The organism is Mycobacterium neumannii (genome assembly GCF_048452905.1).
Classification (GTDB): domain Bacteria; phylum Actinomycetota; class Actinomycetes; order Mycobacteriales; family Mycobacteriaceae; genus Mycobacterium; species Mycobacterium neumannii_B.
On record NZ_JBCGVF010000008.1, the window covers coordinates 74,076 to 88,532 of the forward strand.

Annotated in this window: 12 protein-coding genes; 11 read left to right on the forward strand and 1 reads right to left on the reverse strand. The window is 69.8% G+C overall.

Annotation, left to right across the window (positions count from 1 at the left end; genetic code table 11):
* Positions 1-83 precede the first annotated feature (83 nt).
* Positions 84-683: a GNAT family N-acetyltransferase gene (locus AAHH99_RS23050; protein ID WP_418770800.1), complete on the reverse strand. Its 600-nt coding sequence runs from the start codon at positions 681-683 to the stop codon at positions 84-86.
* 228 nt (positions 684-911) lie between these two features.
* Here AAHH99_RS23050 and AAHH99_RS23055 point away from each other — a divergent pair, with 228 nt between their 5' ends.
* The 11 genes from AAHH99_RS23055 to murG all read left to right on the forward strand — a co-directional run bounded on the left by AAHH99_RS23055 (position 912) and on the right by murG (position 14,447).
* Entirely contained in the window at positions 912-1,316 is a 405-nt protein-coding gene (locus tag AAHH99_RS23055) for a DUF3040 domain-containing protein (protein ID WP_418770801.1), read from the forward strand.
* 294 nt (positions 1,317-1,610) lie between these two features.
* Entirely contained in the window at positions 1,611-2,042 is a 432-nt protein-coding gene (gene mraZ / locus AAHH99_RS23060) for a division/cell wall cluster transcriptional repressor MraZ (protein ID WP_059098924.1), read from the forward strand.
* A complete protein-coding gene (gene rsmH / locus AAHH99_RS23065; protein WP_418770802.1) occupies positions 2,017-3,168 on the forward strand; it encodes a 16S rRNA (cytosine(1402)-N(4))-methyltransferase RsmH in 1,152 nt (383 codons plus the stop codon). Before mraZ ends, rsmH begins: the two co-directional genes overlap by 26 nt.
* Positions 3,165-4,226 (forward strand): hypothetical protein, encoded by a 1,062-nt coding sequence (locus AAHH99_RS23070; protein WP_418770803.1) that lies wholly within the window; start codon positions 3,165-3,167, stop codon positions 4,224-4,226. Before rsmH ends, AAHH99_RS23070 begins: the two co-directional genes overlap by 4 nt.
* Positions 4,223-6,130: a peptidoglycan D,D-transpeptidase FtsI family protein gene (locus tag AAHH99_RS23075; protein WP_418770804.1), complete on the forward strand. Its 1,908-nt coding sequence runs from the start codon at positions 4,223-4,225 to the stop codon at positions 6,128-6,130. The genes AAHH99_RS23070 and AAHH99_RS23075 overlap by 4 nt, the downstream gene beginning before the upstream one ends.
* 66 nt (positions 6,131-6,196) lie before the next feature.
* Entirely contained in the window at positions 6,197-7,714 is a 1,518-nt protein-coding gene (locus AAHH99_RS23080; RefSeq protein ID WP_418770805.1) for a UDP-N-acetylmuramoyl-L-alanyl-D-glutamate--2,6-diaminopimelate ligase, read from the forward strand.
* Positions 7,711-9,216: a UDP-N-acetylmuramoyl-tripeptide--D-alanyl-D-alanine ligase gene (locus tag AAHH99_RS23085; RefSeq protein ID WP_418770806.1), complete on the forward strand. Its 1,506-nt coding sequence runs from the start codon at positions 7,711-7,713 to the stop codon at positions 9,214-9,216. The genes AAHH99_RS23080 and AAHH99_RS23085 overlap by 4 nt, the downstream gene beginning before the upstream one ends.
* Entirely contained in the window at positions 9,213-10,292 is a 1,080-nt protein-coding gene (gene mraY / locus AAHH99_RS23090) for a phospho-N-acetylmuramoyl-pentapeptide-transferase (protein WP_064393994.1), read from the forward strand. The genes AAHH99_RS23085 and mraY overlap by 4 nt, the downstream gene beginning before the upstream one ends.
* Positions 10,285-11,763 carry a UDP-N-acetylmuramoyl-L-alanine--D-glutamate ligase gene (murD, locus tag AAHH99_RS23095; RefSeq protein WP_418770807.1) on the forward strand — a complete coding sequence of 493 codons (1,479 nt, stop codon included), beginning with the start codon at positions 10,285-10,287 and terminating at the stop codon, positions 11,761-11,763. Before mraY ends, murD begins: the two co-directional genes overlap by 8 nt.
* 15 nt (positions 11,764-11,778) lie before the next feature.
* Positions 11,779-13,284, forward strand: coding sequence for a putative lipid II flippase FtsW (ftsW, locus tag AAHH99_RS23100; protein ID WP_418771105.1), 1,506 nt, complete (start codon positions 11,779-11,781; stop codon positions 13,282-13,284).
* The gene (murG, locus tag AAHH99_RS23105; RefSeq protein WP_418770808.1) at positions 13,281-14,447 is read left to right on the forward strand and encodes an undecaprenyldiphospho-muramoylpentapeptide beta-N-acetylglucosaminyltransferase; all 1,167 of its coding nucleotides are present in this window, start codon (positions 13,281-13,283) and stop codon (positions 14,445-14,447) included. Before ftsW ends, murG begins: the two co-directional genes overlap by 4 nt.
* Positions 14,448-14,457 lie beyond the last annotated feature (10 nt).

The window sequence follows — 14,457 nt, forward strand, 5'->3', positions numbered from 1 at the left end:
GTCTGCTGATGCGGTGGCGGGCCGGCACGTGGTCATCGTGCCAGACCGAGCCGAGCCGAGGCGTCGCCGACATCAAATCCGTGTCACAGCGGCAATGACCGGCCCAGGATCGCGAAAGCCCGCGGATCGCCCGCGAAATGGTAGCCACGGATGACGTCGGTGAAGCCGAGCCTGCGGTACAGCCGCCACGCCCGGTTCGCCTCACCGTTGATCTCCGGCGTCGACAACAACACGTGGGACTCCTCGCGGTCGGAGAGCAGTCGGCGAGCCAGCGCCTCACCGAGCCCCTGCCCCTGGGCTCGCGGGTGGATGTGCAGTTCGGTGAGCTCGAAGTAGCTCGTCATCAACGCAGCGATGGAGGTGCGGTCGGTGCCCACCCGCTGCAGCCCCGCCACCACCTGCTGCTGCCACCACTGGTCAGGGGCGCCGCAGTAGCCGTAGGCGATGCCGACCATCGGGGCTGAGGCCAGTTCGGCGTCATCGACGGGTGCGTCGTCGGTGTCCCCGATGGTCACCGCCGCCACGGCCTTCCATCCGGGCCTTCGAGTGTGCTCGAGCCACATCGACGCCCGCTGCGCCTCGGTGCCGCGCGGATAGCGCATCGCGTCGACGTAGACGGCGAGCGCGTCACCGAGCCGGCGCTGCATATCGCTCGGCGACAGATCGATGAGAAATGTCGCCAAATGTGTCTGCCTCTCCGCGTATCGGGGCGGTGTCGTCCCAACCATTATCGAGTGGATCCGCCTGCACCTCCCACGCGGCGGCGTCCGTCATACAATCGGGCGTCGAACAAGGTGGTACGGCTCAGATCGACCTCGTATCATGACTGTTAGATGCCCGTGAACGCGGGCACACATGACTTTGAACAATGAGATGGCCACGGTGGGCCCTGGGTTCCGAGGGAGGGACGAATGCCACTCTCCGATCATGAGCAGCGCATGCTCGACCAGATCGAGAGCGCGCTCTATGCCGAGGACCCGAAGTTCGCTTCGAGTGTCCGAGGCGGAACCCTGCGCGCACCCTCGACCCGGCGTCGCCTGCAGGGTGCCGCACTCTTCGTGCTCGGCCTCGCCATGCTGGTGTCCGGTGTCGCGATCCCGGCCACCCAGATCAGTGGCTTCCCGGTGCTCTCGGTACTCGGGTTCATGGTGATGTTCGGCGGTGTGGTGTTCGCGATCACCGGCCCGCGCGTCCCCGGTGGACGCGACCGGGCGGTCGCCGAACCGGGCGCTCCCCGGCAGAAGCGGGGCAAGGGTTCAGGTGGATCGTTTGCCAGCCGTATGGAGGATCGCTTCCGTCGGCGCTTCGACGAATAGGCACTGACACGACACAGGGGTAGCCCGCACCGCGGGCTGCCCCTTTTTCGTGTGTCCGGCGGCTGATCGCCCCCACTTCACCCCACCGTGTCCCTTGGCGCGCTCACCTGCACTTTTCTTCACCGTTGCGCTCGACGCCGGGACTTTGCCGCCCGCGCGACGCCAGCTGTGGGGCGATGGGTGGGGACTCACTAGGAAAATTGACGGCCAAATGGTGGATGGTGGGGGATTGTGGGGTAAAGTGGCGGACAACGGAGCGACCGGGGCTCTGTTGATCGGCAGGGAGGTGGCGAGATGTTTCTCGGCACCTACACGCCGAAGCTCGACGACAAGGGGCGGCTCACGTTGCCCGCCAAGTTCCGCGACGCGCTGGCAGGAGGGTTGATGGTCACCAAAAGCCAAGATCACAGCCTTGCCGTCTACCCGCGCGCCGAGTTCGAGAAGCTGGCCCGACGGGCGTCGCAGGCATCGCGTAGCAACCCGGAAGCACGCGCATTCCTTCGGAACCTGGCCGCGGCCACCGACGAACAGCATCCCGACGCACAAGGCCGGATCACGCTGTCGGCCGATCACCGCCGCTACGCGAACCTCTCGAAGGACTGCGTGGTGATCGGATCGGTCGACTACCTGGAAATCTGGGACTCCACCGCATGGCAGGAGTACCAGCAGACCCACGAAGAGAACTTCTCCGCGGCCACCGATGAAGCTCTGCACGACATCATCTGATTCGGCGGTCGACCGGCACAGGCATCCAGCCCGTGCATCGCGGCCTCTGCCCGAACCGGCCCTGGCGTACTTCCCCGACGCCAGGTCCGCGCTCTCGGACAGGGACCTCGATGCAGGGGCGTTGGACGGAGGCAATGCGATGGAACGGCGCAGCGGCGACCACGGACACGTCCCCGTCCTGCTGGACCGCTGCGTCGACCTGCTCACGCCGGCACTGACACGGCGGAGTTCCGACGGTGGGGGCGCGGTGCTCGTTGACGCCACCCTCGGAGCCGGCGGGCATGCGGAGCGCTTCCTGACCGAACTGCCCGGCCTGCGGCTGATCGGCTTGGACCGCGACCCCGATGCGTTGTGGATCGCCGGCGAGCGCCTGTCGCGGTTCGGTGACCGGGTGATGCTGGTCCGCACGCGGTACGACGGCATCGGCAGGGTGCTTGGCGACGACCGCTACCGGGCCAGCCATGCAGATGGAATCCTGTTCGACCTCGGCGTGTCCTCGATGCAGCTCGACCGCACCGAACGCGGCTTCTCCTACGCCGCCGACGCGCCACTGGACATGCGGATGGATCCCGACGCCGAACTGACGGCCGCCGAGGTGGTGAACACCTACGACCAGAAATCGCTGACCCGGCTTCTGCGCGAGTTCGGCGAGGAACGCTTCGCGAGCCGGATCGCCGCCCAGCTCATCCGCAGGCGCGCCCGCCAGCCGTTCCGTACCACCGGGGAGCTCGTCGAGCTGCTGTATCAGGCGATTCCCGCGCCGGCGCGCCGTACCGGAGGGCACCCGGCGAAGCGCACGTTCCAAGCGCTTCGCATCGCGGTCAACGGCGAATTGGACTCGCTGCGCGACGCGTTGCCTGCGGCGCTCAATGCTCTGGCTCCCGGCGGCCGCATCGTCGTGATGGCCTACCAGTCCCTGGAGGACCGCATCGTCAAGGCGGCCTTCGCCTCCGCAACGGCGTCCAGGACGCCGCCCGGCCTACCGGTGGAACTGCCGGGTCACGAGCCGGAGTTCGTCGCACTGACTCGCGGTGCCGAGCGTGCAGCTCCCGAGGAGATTGAACGGAACCCGCGTAGCGCGCCTGTGCGGCTACGAGCACTGGAGAAGGTGGGGGCACCCAGGTGAACGCCAAGCAGGCCAAGCAGACCAAACAGACCAAACAGCGCAAACCGGCCAAGCCGGCCAAGCGGGCAAAAGCGGTGCGCAGCGCCGACGAACGGCGGCGCACCGGCGCTCAGCGCCGCTCGGCCGACGCGCAGGCGCGCCGCAAGCCGACCCGCGAGCAGCGACCGCAGCGCTCAGCGCCCCAGACCAACCCCATCCCGCGCCCGACCGGCGCACCGAGCAGGCCCAAGAACGCCAGCCAGGCCAAGGCGCGTGCCAAGGCGCGGAAGGCCAAGGCACCAAAGGTCGTTCGGACACCACTACGCCAGCGCATCATCGTCAAACTGACCTCGGTGGAGCTCAGCCCGCGGGCACTGGTGTCCAGGGTGCCGTTCGTGGTGCTGGTGATCGGCGCGCTGGGAATGGGCCTGGGCACGACGCTGTGGCTGTCCACCGACGCCGCCGAGCGGTCCTATCAACTGGGCAACGCTCGCGAGACGAATCAGGCTCTGCTGCAACAGAAGGAAGCGCTCGAGCGCGATGTGCTCGAGGCGCAGGCCGCCCCGGCGTTGGCAGAAGCCGCACGCGAGCTCGGGATGATCCCGTCCCGCGACACCGCACACCTCGTGCAGGACCCGGCGGGTAACTGGGTGGTGGTCGGCACACCCAAGCCGGCGGAGGGCGTTCCGCCGCCGCCGCTGAACACTCCGCTGCCCGACGCGACGCCGCAGGCGCCGCCACCCGGACCGCGGCCGCCCGCGCCGCGGGTCGTCGATCCCCGCGAGGTCACCGTCCGGATACCGACGCGTACGGCGCCCACCCCGAATGCGGCCGTGCCTGCGCCCGGCGCCGCGGTGCCGCAGGTGGTCCCGGCGTTGCCGCAGGTGCTTCCTGGTCAGCCGCCGGTGCCCGGTGCCGCACCGGGGCCGATGGTCCCGCCCGCGGCGCCGATGGCCCCGGCCGATGCGCTGCACATCCCGAACCCGCAGGGGCTCCCGGGTCCCGTGCCCGGCGCCGAACAGTTCAGCCCAACGGTCGTGCCCCCCGCGGTCGTGGATCCCGCAGGTCCGGCCGCATGAGCCGCGAGCGTCGGCCCCGCAAGGCCGCACCGGCCGCCGGCCCTCAGGAGCGCTCGGCCAAAGCGCGGCGGACTCGCGCTCCGATCACCGAAACCGGGCTGCGCAGCGCCTCTTTCGTGTTCCGGCATCGAGTGGGCAACGCGGCGATCTTCCTCGTGCTGATCGTCGCGGCGGGGCAGCTGTTCCATCTCCAGGTGCCCCGCGCCGACGGATTGCGGGCCGAGGCGGCCAGCCAACTCAAGGTCACCGACGTCGACAAGGCCGTCCGCGGGGCGATCGTCGATCGCAACAACGACAAGCTTGCCTTCACCATCGAGGCGCGCGCGCTGACCTTCCAGCCGCAGAAGGTCCGCAAGCAGTTGGAGGAGGCCAGGGCGAAAAGCACCGAAGCGCCCGAACCCGACCGCAGGTTGCGCGACATCGCCGCCGAGGTGGCGTTGCGGCTGAACAACAAGCCGGACTCGGCCACGGTGCTCAAGAAGCTCAAGAGCAACGAGACGTTCGTCTATCTCGCCCGTGCGGTGGATCCGGCCATCGCCGAGGCGATCACCAAGAAGTTCCCCGAGGTCGGTTCGGAGCGTCAAGACCTGCGCCAGTATCCGGGCGGCTCGCTGGCGGCCAACATCGTCGGCGGTATCGACTGGGATGGGCACGGCCTGCTGGGACTGGAGGATTCGCTCGATGCCGTGCTGGCGGGCACCGACGGGTCGATCACCTATGACCGCGGGTCCGACGGCGTGGTCATCCCGGGCAGTTACCGCAACCGCCACGACGCGGTCGACGGTTCCACGGTGATGCTGACCATCGACGACGACATCCAGTTCTATGTCCAGCAGCAGGTGCAGCAGGCCAAGAACCTCTCCGGCGCCAAGAACGTCTCTGCGGTCGTCCTAGACGCGAAAACCGCTGAGGTGCTGGCGATGGCGAACGACAACACGTTCGACCCGAGCCAGGACATCGGCAGGCAGGAGCATCGCCAGCTGGGCAACCCCGCGGTGTCCTCGCCGTACGAACCGGGTTCGGTCAACAAGATCGTCACCGCCGCATCGGTCATCGAGTACGGGCTGTCGCATCCCGACGAGGTGCTGCAGGTGCCGGGGTCGATCCACATGGGCGGGGTCACCGTCGGAGACGCCTGGGAGCACGGGACGATGCCGTACACCACGACGGGCATCTTCGGTAAGTCCTCCAACGTCGGCACGCTGATGCTGGCGCAGCGACTCGGCCCTGAGCGCTTCTTCGACATGGTCCGCAAGTTCGGCCTCGGTCAGCGCACGGGGGTGGGGCTGCCAGGTGAGAGCGCGGGCCTGGTCCCGCCGATCGACCAGTGGTCGGGAAGCACATTCGCCAACCTGCCCATCGGACAGGGCCTTTCAATGACCCTGCTGCAGATGGCGGGCATGTATCAGACCATCGCCAACGACGGTGTGCGCGTCCCGCCGCGCATCGTCAAAACCACTATCGCCTCCGACGGCACCCGCACCGACGAGCCTCGCCCCGAGGGCATTCGGGTGGTCTCGCCGGAAACGGCGAAGACCGTGCGGCACATGTTGCGTGCCACGGTGCAGCGCGACCCGACAGGGGTGCAGCAGGGCACGGGTTCGCAGGCGGCCGTCGAGGGATACCAGATCTCCGGGAAGACCGGTACCGCACAGCAGATCAACCCGGCCTGCGGCTGCTATTACAGCGACGTCTACTGGATCACGTTCGCAGGCATCGCCACCACCGACGACCCGCGCTATGTCGTCGCCATCATGATGGATCACCCGCAGCGCACGGCCGACGGCCAGCCCGGCACCACGTCGGCACCGCTGTTCCACAACATCGCCTCCTGGCTGCTGCAGCGCGAGAACGTGCCGCTGTCGCCGGATCCCGACTCGCGGTTGACCCTGGTAGCCGACTGACGAGGCTGGCGGCGGCCCCGATATGTCGCGGGGGCCGCCAGGGCGACTGGGTACTGTGTCAACGCCATGAACCTGCGACCCAGCCATCCCGCCGGCGCGGCGCTTGGACCGCTGGCCGGGCAGGTCCAGGCGGTGCCAGCGGGCGGTGCCGTACCGGACATCCGCGTCACCGGCGTCACGCTACGCAGCGGGGACGTCGAACCGGGTGACCTGTTCGCGGCGCTGTCGGGGGCGTCGTCGCACGGCGGCCGCTACGCCGCCGAGGCGATCGCAGGCGGTGCGGCAGCGATCCTCACCGACCCCGACGGGCTGGCGCTGTTGGGGCCCGATGTGGAAATCCCGGTCATGGTCCACCCGGATCCGCGGTCGGTGCTCGGCGCGGTGGCCGCCGAGGTGTACGGGCGGCCGTCCGAGCGGCTGCGGGTCATCGGGATCACCGGCACCTCCGGCAAGACCACCACCACCTATCTGGTGGAGGCCGGGCTGCGATCGGCGGAGCGGGTGGCGGGACTCGTCGGCACCGTCGGCATCCGGATCGACGGACGCGATCAGGCCAGCGTCCTCACCACGCCCGAGGCGCCCGACCTGCAGGCGCTGCTCGCGGTGATGGTCGAGCAGGGCGTCGACACCGTCGTGATGGAGGTGTCGAGCCACGCGCTCACCCTCGGCCGCGTCGACGGTGTGCATTTTGCGGTCGGCGGGTTCACCAACCTGTCCCGCGACCATCTCGACTTCCACCCGACGATGCGGGACTACTTCGAGGCCAAGGCGCGACTGTTCGCTCCCGAATCTTCCAACCGCGCAGAGCTTTCCGTGCTCTGCGTCGACGATTACGCCGGCCGGGAGATGGCCAGGCTGGCGCGTGAGCCCGTGACGGTCAGCGCGACCGGTCGGGTCGCCGACTGGCGTATCGAGGACGTCCGCACGGTCGGACGCAACGCACAGGAGTTCTTCGCGGTGGACCCGGCGGGTGTGCACCACCACCTGCGGATCGGGCTGCCGGGGCGCTACAACGTGGCCAACTGCCTGCTCGCGATCGCGCTGCTCGACGCGGTCGGTGTGTCGCCCGAGCAGGCCGTGCCCGGTCTGCGCACCGCGACGGTGCCGGGGCGGATGGAGCCCGTCGAGTGCGGGCAGGACTTCCTGGCGGTGGTCGACTACGCGCACAAGCCCGGTGCCCTGCAGGCCGTGCTGGAGACGTTGCGGGCAGACACCGACGGCCGATTGGCCGTCGTGTTCGGGGCGGGCGGTAACCGCGACCCCGGCAAGCGCGGCCCGATGGGCCGCGTCGCAGCCGAACTGGCCGATCTGGTGGTGGTGACCGACGACAATCCGCGTGACGAGGAACCCGCCGAGATCCGCGCGGCGATCGTGGCCGGCGCGGTGGGCCGTGCGGAGGTCGTCGAGATCGGCGATCGCCGCGCCGCGATCGAGCACGCGGTGGCGTGGGCGCGACCGGGGGACGTCGTGCTCGTCGCGGGCAAAGGGCACGAGGCCGGGCAGACCGGCGCCGGGGTCACCCGACCTTTCGACGATCGCGAGGAGTTGGGGCGCGCCCTCGAGGCACGGGGACCCCTGCCGTGATCGACCTGACGCTGGCCCGGATCGCCGAGATCGTCGGCGGCCGCCTCGCCGACATCTCAGAAGCGGACGCCGCGACCACCAGGGTCACCGGCACCGTCGAGTTCGACTCGCGGGCCGTCACGACCGGCGGTCTGTTCCTCGCGCTGCCCGGAGCCCGCTCGGACGGACACGACTTCGCCTCCGCGGCGGTGCACGCCGGGGCGGCAGCGGTGCTGGCCGCCCGCCCGGTCGGGGTCCCTGCGATCGTCGTCGACCCGACACCGGAGACATCCGACCGCGCGGCGGGGGTGCTCGAACACGACGTCGACGGTTCGGGCGCAGCCGTACTCACGGCGTTGGCGAAGCTGGCCGGTGCGGTCGCGGCGGAACTCGTCGCAGGCGGGCTCACGATCATCGGAATCACCGGATCGTCGGGTAAGACCTCGACCAAGGACCTGGTTGCCGCGGTGCTGGCCCCGCTCGGCGAGGTGATCGCGCCGCCCGGTTCGTTCAACAACGAACTCGGGCATCCGTGGACGGTGCTGCGCGCGACGCGGTCCACCGACTTCCTCGTGCTGGAGATGTCGGCACGGCATCGCGGCAACATCGCCGCGCTGGCCGCGATCGCCCCGCCCTCGATCGCGGTGGTGCTCAACGTGGGCACCGCACACCTGGGCGAATTCGGATCGCGGGAGGCCATCGCCGAGACGAAATCCGAACTGCCACAAGCAGTTCCAGCATCAGGAGCCGTCGTCCTCAACGTCGACGACGCCGCGGTGGCGGCGATGGCCGCCAAGACCGCCGCGCGCATCGTTCGGGTGTCGCGTGAGCCTGGCGGCCGCGACGTGGACGTGTGGGCCGATGTGATCACGCTCGACGAGCTGGCAAGGCCGCGGTTCAGCATGCACACCGGCGCCGGGTCCGTCGACGTCGGGCTGGCCGTCCACGGGGACCACCAGGTGTCCAACGCGCTGTGCGCGGCGGCCGTGGCGCTGGAGTGCGGCTCCTCGCTCGAGCAGGTGGCCACCGCGCTGGCCACCGCCGGTCCGGTGTCCAAACACCGCATGCAGGTCGCCACCCGCGGCGACGGCGTCACCGTCATCAACGACGCATACAACGCCAACCCCGACTCGATGGGCGCGGGCCTCAAGGCGCTGGCGTGGATGGCCCGCATGGGCGGGGCCCGGCGCCGCAGTTGGGCGGTGCTCGGCGAGATGGCCGAACTTGGCGACGACGCGATATCCGAGCATGACCGCATCGGCCGACTGGCCGTGCGCTTAGATGTGTCACGACTCATCGTCGTCGGAACCGGGAGGACTATGAGCGCCATGCACCACGGCGCGGTGATGGAGGGGTCGTGGGGGGCTGAGGCCACCATGGTCGCCGACGCCGACGCGGCGCTGGACCTCCTGCGCGCCGAACTCCAGCCGTCCGACGTGGTGCTGGTGAAGGCGTCGAACGCGGCCGGCCTCGGCGCCTTGGCCGAAGCGCTGCTCGCCGAATCCCGGGACCCGCACGCATGAGGCAGATCCTCATCGCCGTCGGCATCGCGCTGACGGTCTCGATCCTGCTCACCCCGGTGCTGATCCGGCTGTTCACCCGCCAGGGGTTCGGCCACGAGATCCGCGAGGACGGACCCCCCACCCACGCCAAGAAGCGCGGCACCCCCTCGATGGGCGGCGTGGCCATCGTCGCGGGCATCTGGGCCAGCTACCTGGGTACCCACCTCGTCGGCGTCGTGATCGACGGCCGGGGACCGTCGGCTTCCGGCCTTCTCGTGCTGTTTCTGGCCAGCGCCCTGGCCGTCGTCGGATTCGTCGACGACCTGATCAAGATCCGGCGCTCACGCAACCTCGGGCTCAACAAGACCGCCAAAACCGTCGGCATCCTGACCGCCGCCGTGATCTTCGGCGTGCTGGCCCTGCAGTTCCGCAACGCCGACGGGCTGACACCCGGCAGCGCCGAACTGTCCTATGTGCGCGAGATCGCCACGGTCACACTGCCGCCCGCACTTTTCGTGTTGTTCTGCATCGTGGTGGTCAGCGCATGGTCGAACGCGGTCAACTTCACCGACGGGCTGGACGGGCTGGCCGCGGGCGCGATGGCGATGGTGTGCGCGGCCTACGTGCTGATCACGTTCTGGCAGTTCCGCAACGCCTGCGCGACGAGTCCGGGCCTGGGCTGTTACAACGTGCGCGACCCTTTGGACCTGGCGATCATCGCCGCGGCCACCGCGGGCGCCTGCATCGGATTCCTGTGGTGGAATGCCGCGCCCGCCAAGATCTTCATGGGTGACACCGGCTCGCTCGCCCTCGGCGGCATCATCGCCGGGCTGTCGGTGGCCAGCCGCACCGAGATGCTGGCCGTGGTGCTCGGCGCCCTGTTCGTCGCCGAGGTGGTCTCGGTCGTCGTGCAGATCCTGGCGTTCCGCACCACGGGCCGCAGGGTGTTCCGGATGGCGCCGTTCCACCATCACTTCGAGCTGGTGGGGTGGGCGGAGACCACGGTGATCATTCGGTTCTGGTTGCTCACCGCGATCGCCTGCGGGCTCGGCGTCGCGTTGTTCTACAGCGAGTGGCTGACGACCGTCGGTGCCTGACATGACGCATCTCGAGCCGCTGGTCCCCGGCGCCCGGGTGCTGGTGACCGGCGCGGGACTGACCGGCCGCTCGGTGAGCGCCGTACTGGAGCCCACCGGCGTGCGGTTGACGATCTGCGACGACGATCCGCTGGCGCTGCAGCGATTGATCACGCCCGCGAGCGTCGTCACCACCGTTGAGGCCCAGGCCACCATCGGCGAATACGCGCTCGTGATCACCAGTCCCGGGTTCGCGCCGACCGCTCCCGTGCTGGCCGCAGCGGCACAGGCGGGCGTGCCGGTCTGGGGCGACGTGGAACTGGCCTGGCGGCTGGACCGGGCGGGCTGGTTCGGGCCGTCGCGGCGCTGGCTCGTCGTCACCGGGACCAACGGCAAGACCACGACCACGTCGATGCTGCACGCGATGCTCGTTGCCGCCGGGCGAAACGCGGTGCTGTGCGGCAACATCGGCAACCCCGTCATCGACGTTCTCGCCGAACCGTCCGACCTGCTCGCGGTGGAGCTGTCCAGCTTCCAGCTGCACTGGGCGCCGTCGCTGCGGCCGGACGCGGGCGTGGTGCTCAACGTCGCCGAGGACCACCTCGACTGGCACGGGTCCATGACCGCCTACGCGGGTGCCAAGGCCCGCGTGCTCGACGGCCGCGTCGCCGTGGTCGGACTCGACGACCCGGTGGCCGCAGGCCTGCTCGACACGGCGGCCGCCCCGACTCGCGTCGGGTTCCGGCTGGCGGAGCCCGGGCCCGGCGAACTGGGCGTGGTGGACGGCGCGCTGGTGGACAACGCGTTCGGCGATCCACCCGAGGGCGGCTGGACGCTGGCCCAGGCCGCGTCGATCCCGGTGGCCGGCCCGGTCGGGGTGCTCAACGCGCTCGGTGCCGCCGCACTGGCTCGCGCGGTCGACGTGCCACCGGCGGCCATCGCCGACGCGCTCGCCGGTTTCCGGGTCGGCAGACACCGCGCCGAGGTAATCGGCACCGTCGACGGCGTCACGTACGTCGACGATTCAAAGGCGACCAACCCGCACGCCGCGCGGGCATCCATCGCCGCGTACCCGCGGGTGGTGTGGGTGGCCGGTGGGTTGCTCAAGGGCGCCTCGGTCGACGAGCTGCTCACTTCGATGTCGAATCGGCTGGTCGGAGCGGTGTTGATCGGCCGCGACCGGGCCCTGATCGCCGAGGCGTTATCGCGACACGCCCCGGATGTCCCCGTCATCGAGGTTGTGACGGGGGAGGATTTTGGGGTGCAAGGGACAAATGGGTCGGATGTTAATCCTGTTACTCATGTGATCAGGCTCGAGGGAACGCAATCCGGTGATGCGATCATGGCCGCGGTGGTCGACGCCGCCCGCGGCCTCGCCCGGTCCGGCGACACCGTGCTGCTGGCCCCCGCAGGGGCCTCCTTCGACCAGTTCAGCGGCTACAGCCACCGCGGCGACGCGTTCGCCGACGCCGTGCGCGCCCTGACCCGATAGTCGCCGATGACCATGATCCTGACCCGGCTGCGGCTTCGCAGGACGGGCGCCGAAGACAAACCGGCCGAGCCGGTGGTCGCAACCGCCGGGCATCGGACCCGGGTCGGGGCGTGGCTAGGCCGCCCGATGACGTCGTTCCACCTGATCATCGCGGTGGCCGCTCTGCTGACCACGCTGGGTCTGACGATGGTGTTGTCGGCATCCGGGGTGTACTCCTACGACCAGGACGGGTCGCCGTGGGTCGTCTTCGCCAAGCAGGTCTTGTGGACGGTCATCGGGCTTTTTGGGTTCTACGTCGCGATGCGGATCCCGGTGCAGCTGATGCGGCGCATGGCCTTCTCCAGCTTCGCGCTCACCATCGTGCTGCTGATCCTGGTGCTGATCCCGGGAATCGGCACCGTGGCCAACGGTTCACGCGGGTGGTTCGTGGTCGCGGGGTTCTCGATGCAGCCCTCCGAACTCGCCAAGATCGCGTTCGCCATCTGGGGCGCGCACCTGCTGGCCGCGCGCCGCATGGAGCAGGCCTCGCTGCGCGAGATGCTGATCCCGTTGGTACCTGCCGCATTTGTCGCGCTGGCGCTCATCGTCGCCCAGCCCGACCTCGGGCAGACGGTGTCGCTGGGCATCATCCTGCTGGGCCTGCTCTGGTACGCCGGCCTGCCGCTGCGGGTGTTCGTGTCCTCGCTGCTCATGGTCGTCGTGTCGGCCGCGGTGCTGGCAATGGCCGAGGGGTACCGGTCCGCGCGGGTGCAGTCCTGGTTGAACCCCGCCGCCGACACGCAGGGTTCGGGTTATCAGGCTCGCCAGGCACGGTTCGCGCTGGCCAACGGCGGTGTGTTCGGCGACGGCCTGGGTCAGGGCGCAGCCAAGTGGAACTACCTGCCCAACGCGCACAACGACTTCATCTTCGCGATCATCGGCGAGGAACTCGGGTTCATCGGAGCCGGCGGCCTGCTGTGCCTGTTCGGCCTGTTCGCCTACACCGGGATGCGCATCGCGCGGCGCTCCGCGGACCCGTTCCTGCGCCTGCTCACCGCCACCGCGACGCTGTGGATCATGGGCCAGGTGTTCATCAACGTCGGCTACGTGGTGGGCCTGCTTCCGGTGACCGGACTGCAGCTGCCCCTCATCTCGGCGGGTGGAACCTCAACGGCGACAACCCTTCTGATGATCGGCATCATGGCGAGCGCGGCGCGGCACGAACCCGAGGCGGTGGCGGCGTTGCGGGCCGGGCGCGATGACCGGGTCAACAGGCTGCTGCGGTTGCCGCTGCCCGCGCCCTACGTGCCGTCGAGGACCGATGCGGTGCGCGACCGGCTCAACCGGCGCGGTTCGGAGCGACCCGGCAAACCCCCGGCGGGAAAACGCACCCGGGCACCCAAGCCTGCGGCCAAACAGACGCCCAAGTCAGCCCGCAAACGTCAGACGGCCGGTAAGCCGGCCCGGGCGGCAAGGCATCATGGAGGCGGCCGCGCGGACAGCAGCCGGCGGCGCGCACTGGAAGGTCAGCGTTACGGGTGAACGACACGGGTCCCGTCCCTCGGCGGCCGGGGGACGACCGGGGAGTCTCCGTGGTCCTCGCGGGCGGTGGTACCGCGGGACACGTCGAACCGGCGATGGCGGTGGCCGACGCCCTGACTGAATTGGTGCCCGACGTGCGGATCACCGCTCTTGGCACCGAGCGGGGCCTGGAGACCCGGCTGGTCCCCGAACGCGGCTATCACCTCGAGCTGATCACGCCGGTGCCGCTGCCGCGAAAACTCTCCGGCGACCTCCTGCGCCTGCCCTTGCGGGTGCGGCGGGCGGTGCGCCAGACACGGGCGCTGCTCGACGAGGTCGAGGCCGACGTGGTGATCGGCTTCGGCGGTTACGTCGCGCTGCCCGCCTACCTGGCCGCGCGCAGTGCGCGCCGAAACAAGCGCGTGCCGGTGGTGGTGCACGAGGCCAACGCTCGCGCGGGCTGGGCCAACCGGGTTGGTGCCCGCTCGGCGCGACGGGTGCTCTCGGCCGTCGCCGACCCCGGACTGGGCAGGACCGCCGAGGTGGTCGGGGTGCCGGTGCGCGCGGCGATCACCTCGCTGGACCGCACGGCGTTGCGGGCCGAGGCGCGCGCCCACTTCGGTTTCGCCCCCGACGCCCGGGTGCTGTTGGTGTTCGGCGGGTCGCAGGGAGCGCAGTCGCTGAACAGAGCCGTTTCGGGCGCCGCCAAAGACCTTGCGGCGGCTGGTATTTCGGTGCTGCACGCACACGGCCCCAAGAACACCCTGGATCTGCGCGAGCCGGCCGACGGTGACCCGCCGTATGTTCCTGTGCCCTACCTGAACCGGATGGACCTCGCATACGCAGCCGCCGACATCGCGATGTGCCGGTCCGGGGCGATGACGGTCGCCGAGCTGACCGCGGTCGGGTTGCCCGCGGTATACGTTCCGCTGCCGATCGGCAACGGCGAACAACGGCTCAACGCACTTCCCGTCGTCGAGGCGGGCGGCGGGCTGATCGTCGACGACGCCGACCTGTCGCCGGGTTTCGTCGGTGAGACCGTCGTCGACCTGCTCACCGACACCGGCCGGTTGCAGACGATGACGGCGGGCGCCGCCCTGGCCGGTCACCGCGACTCAGCAAGGCGGGTCGCCGAGATCGCCATGGAGGTGGCTCGAGCCGAGTCCCGAAAGGGTTTGCGGTGAAACCGAAGTC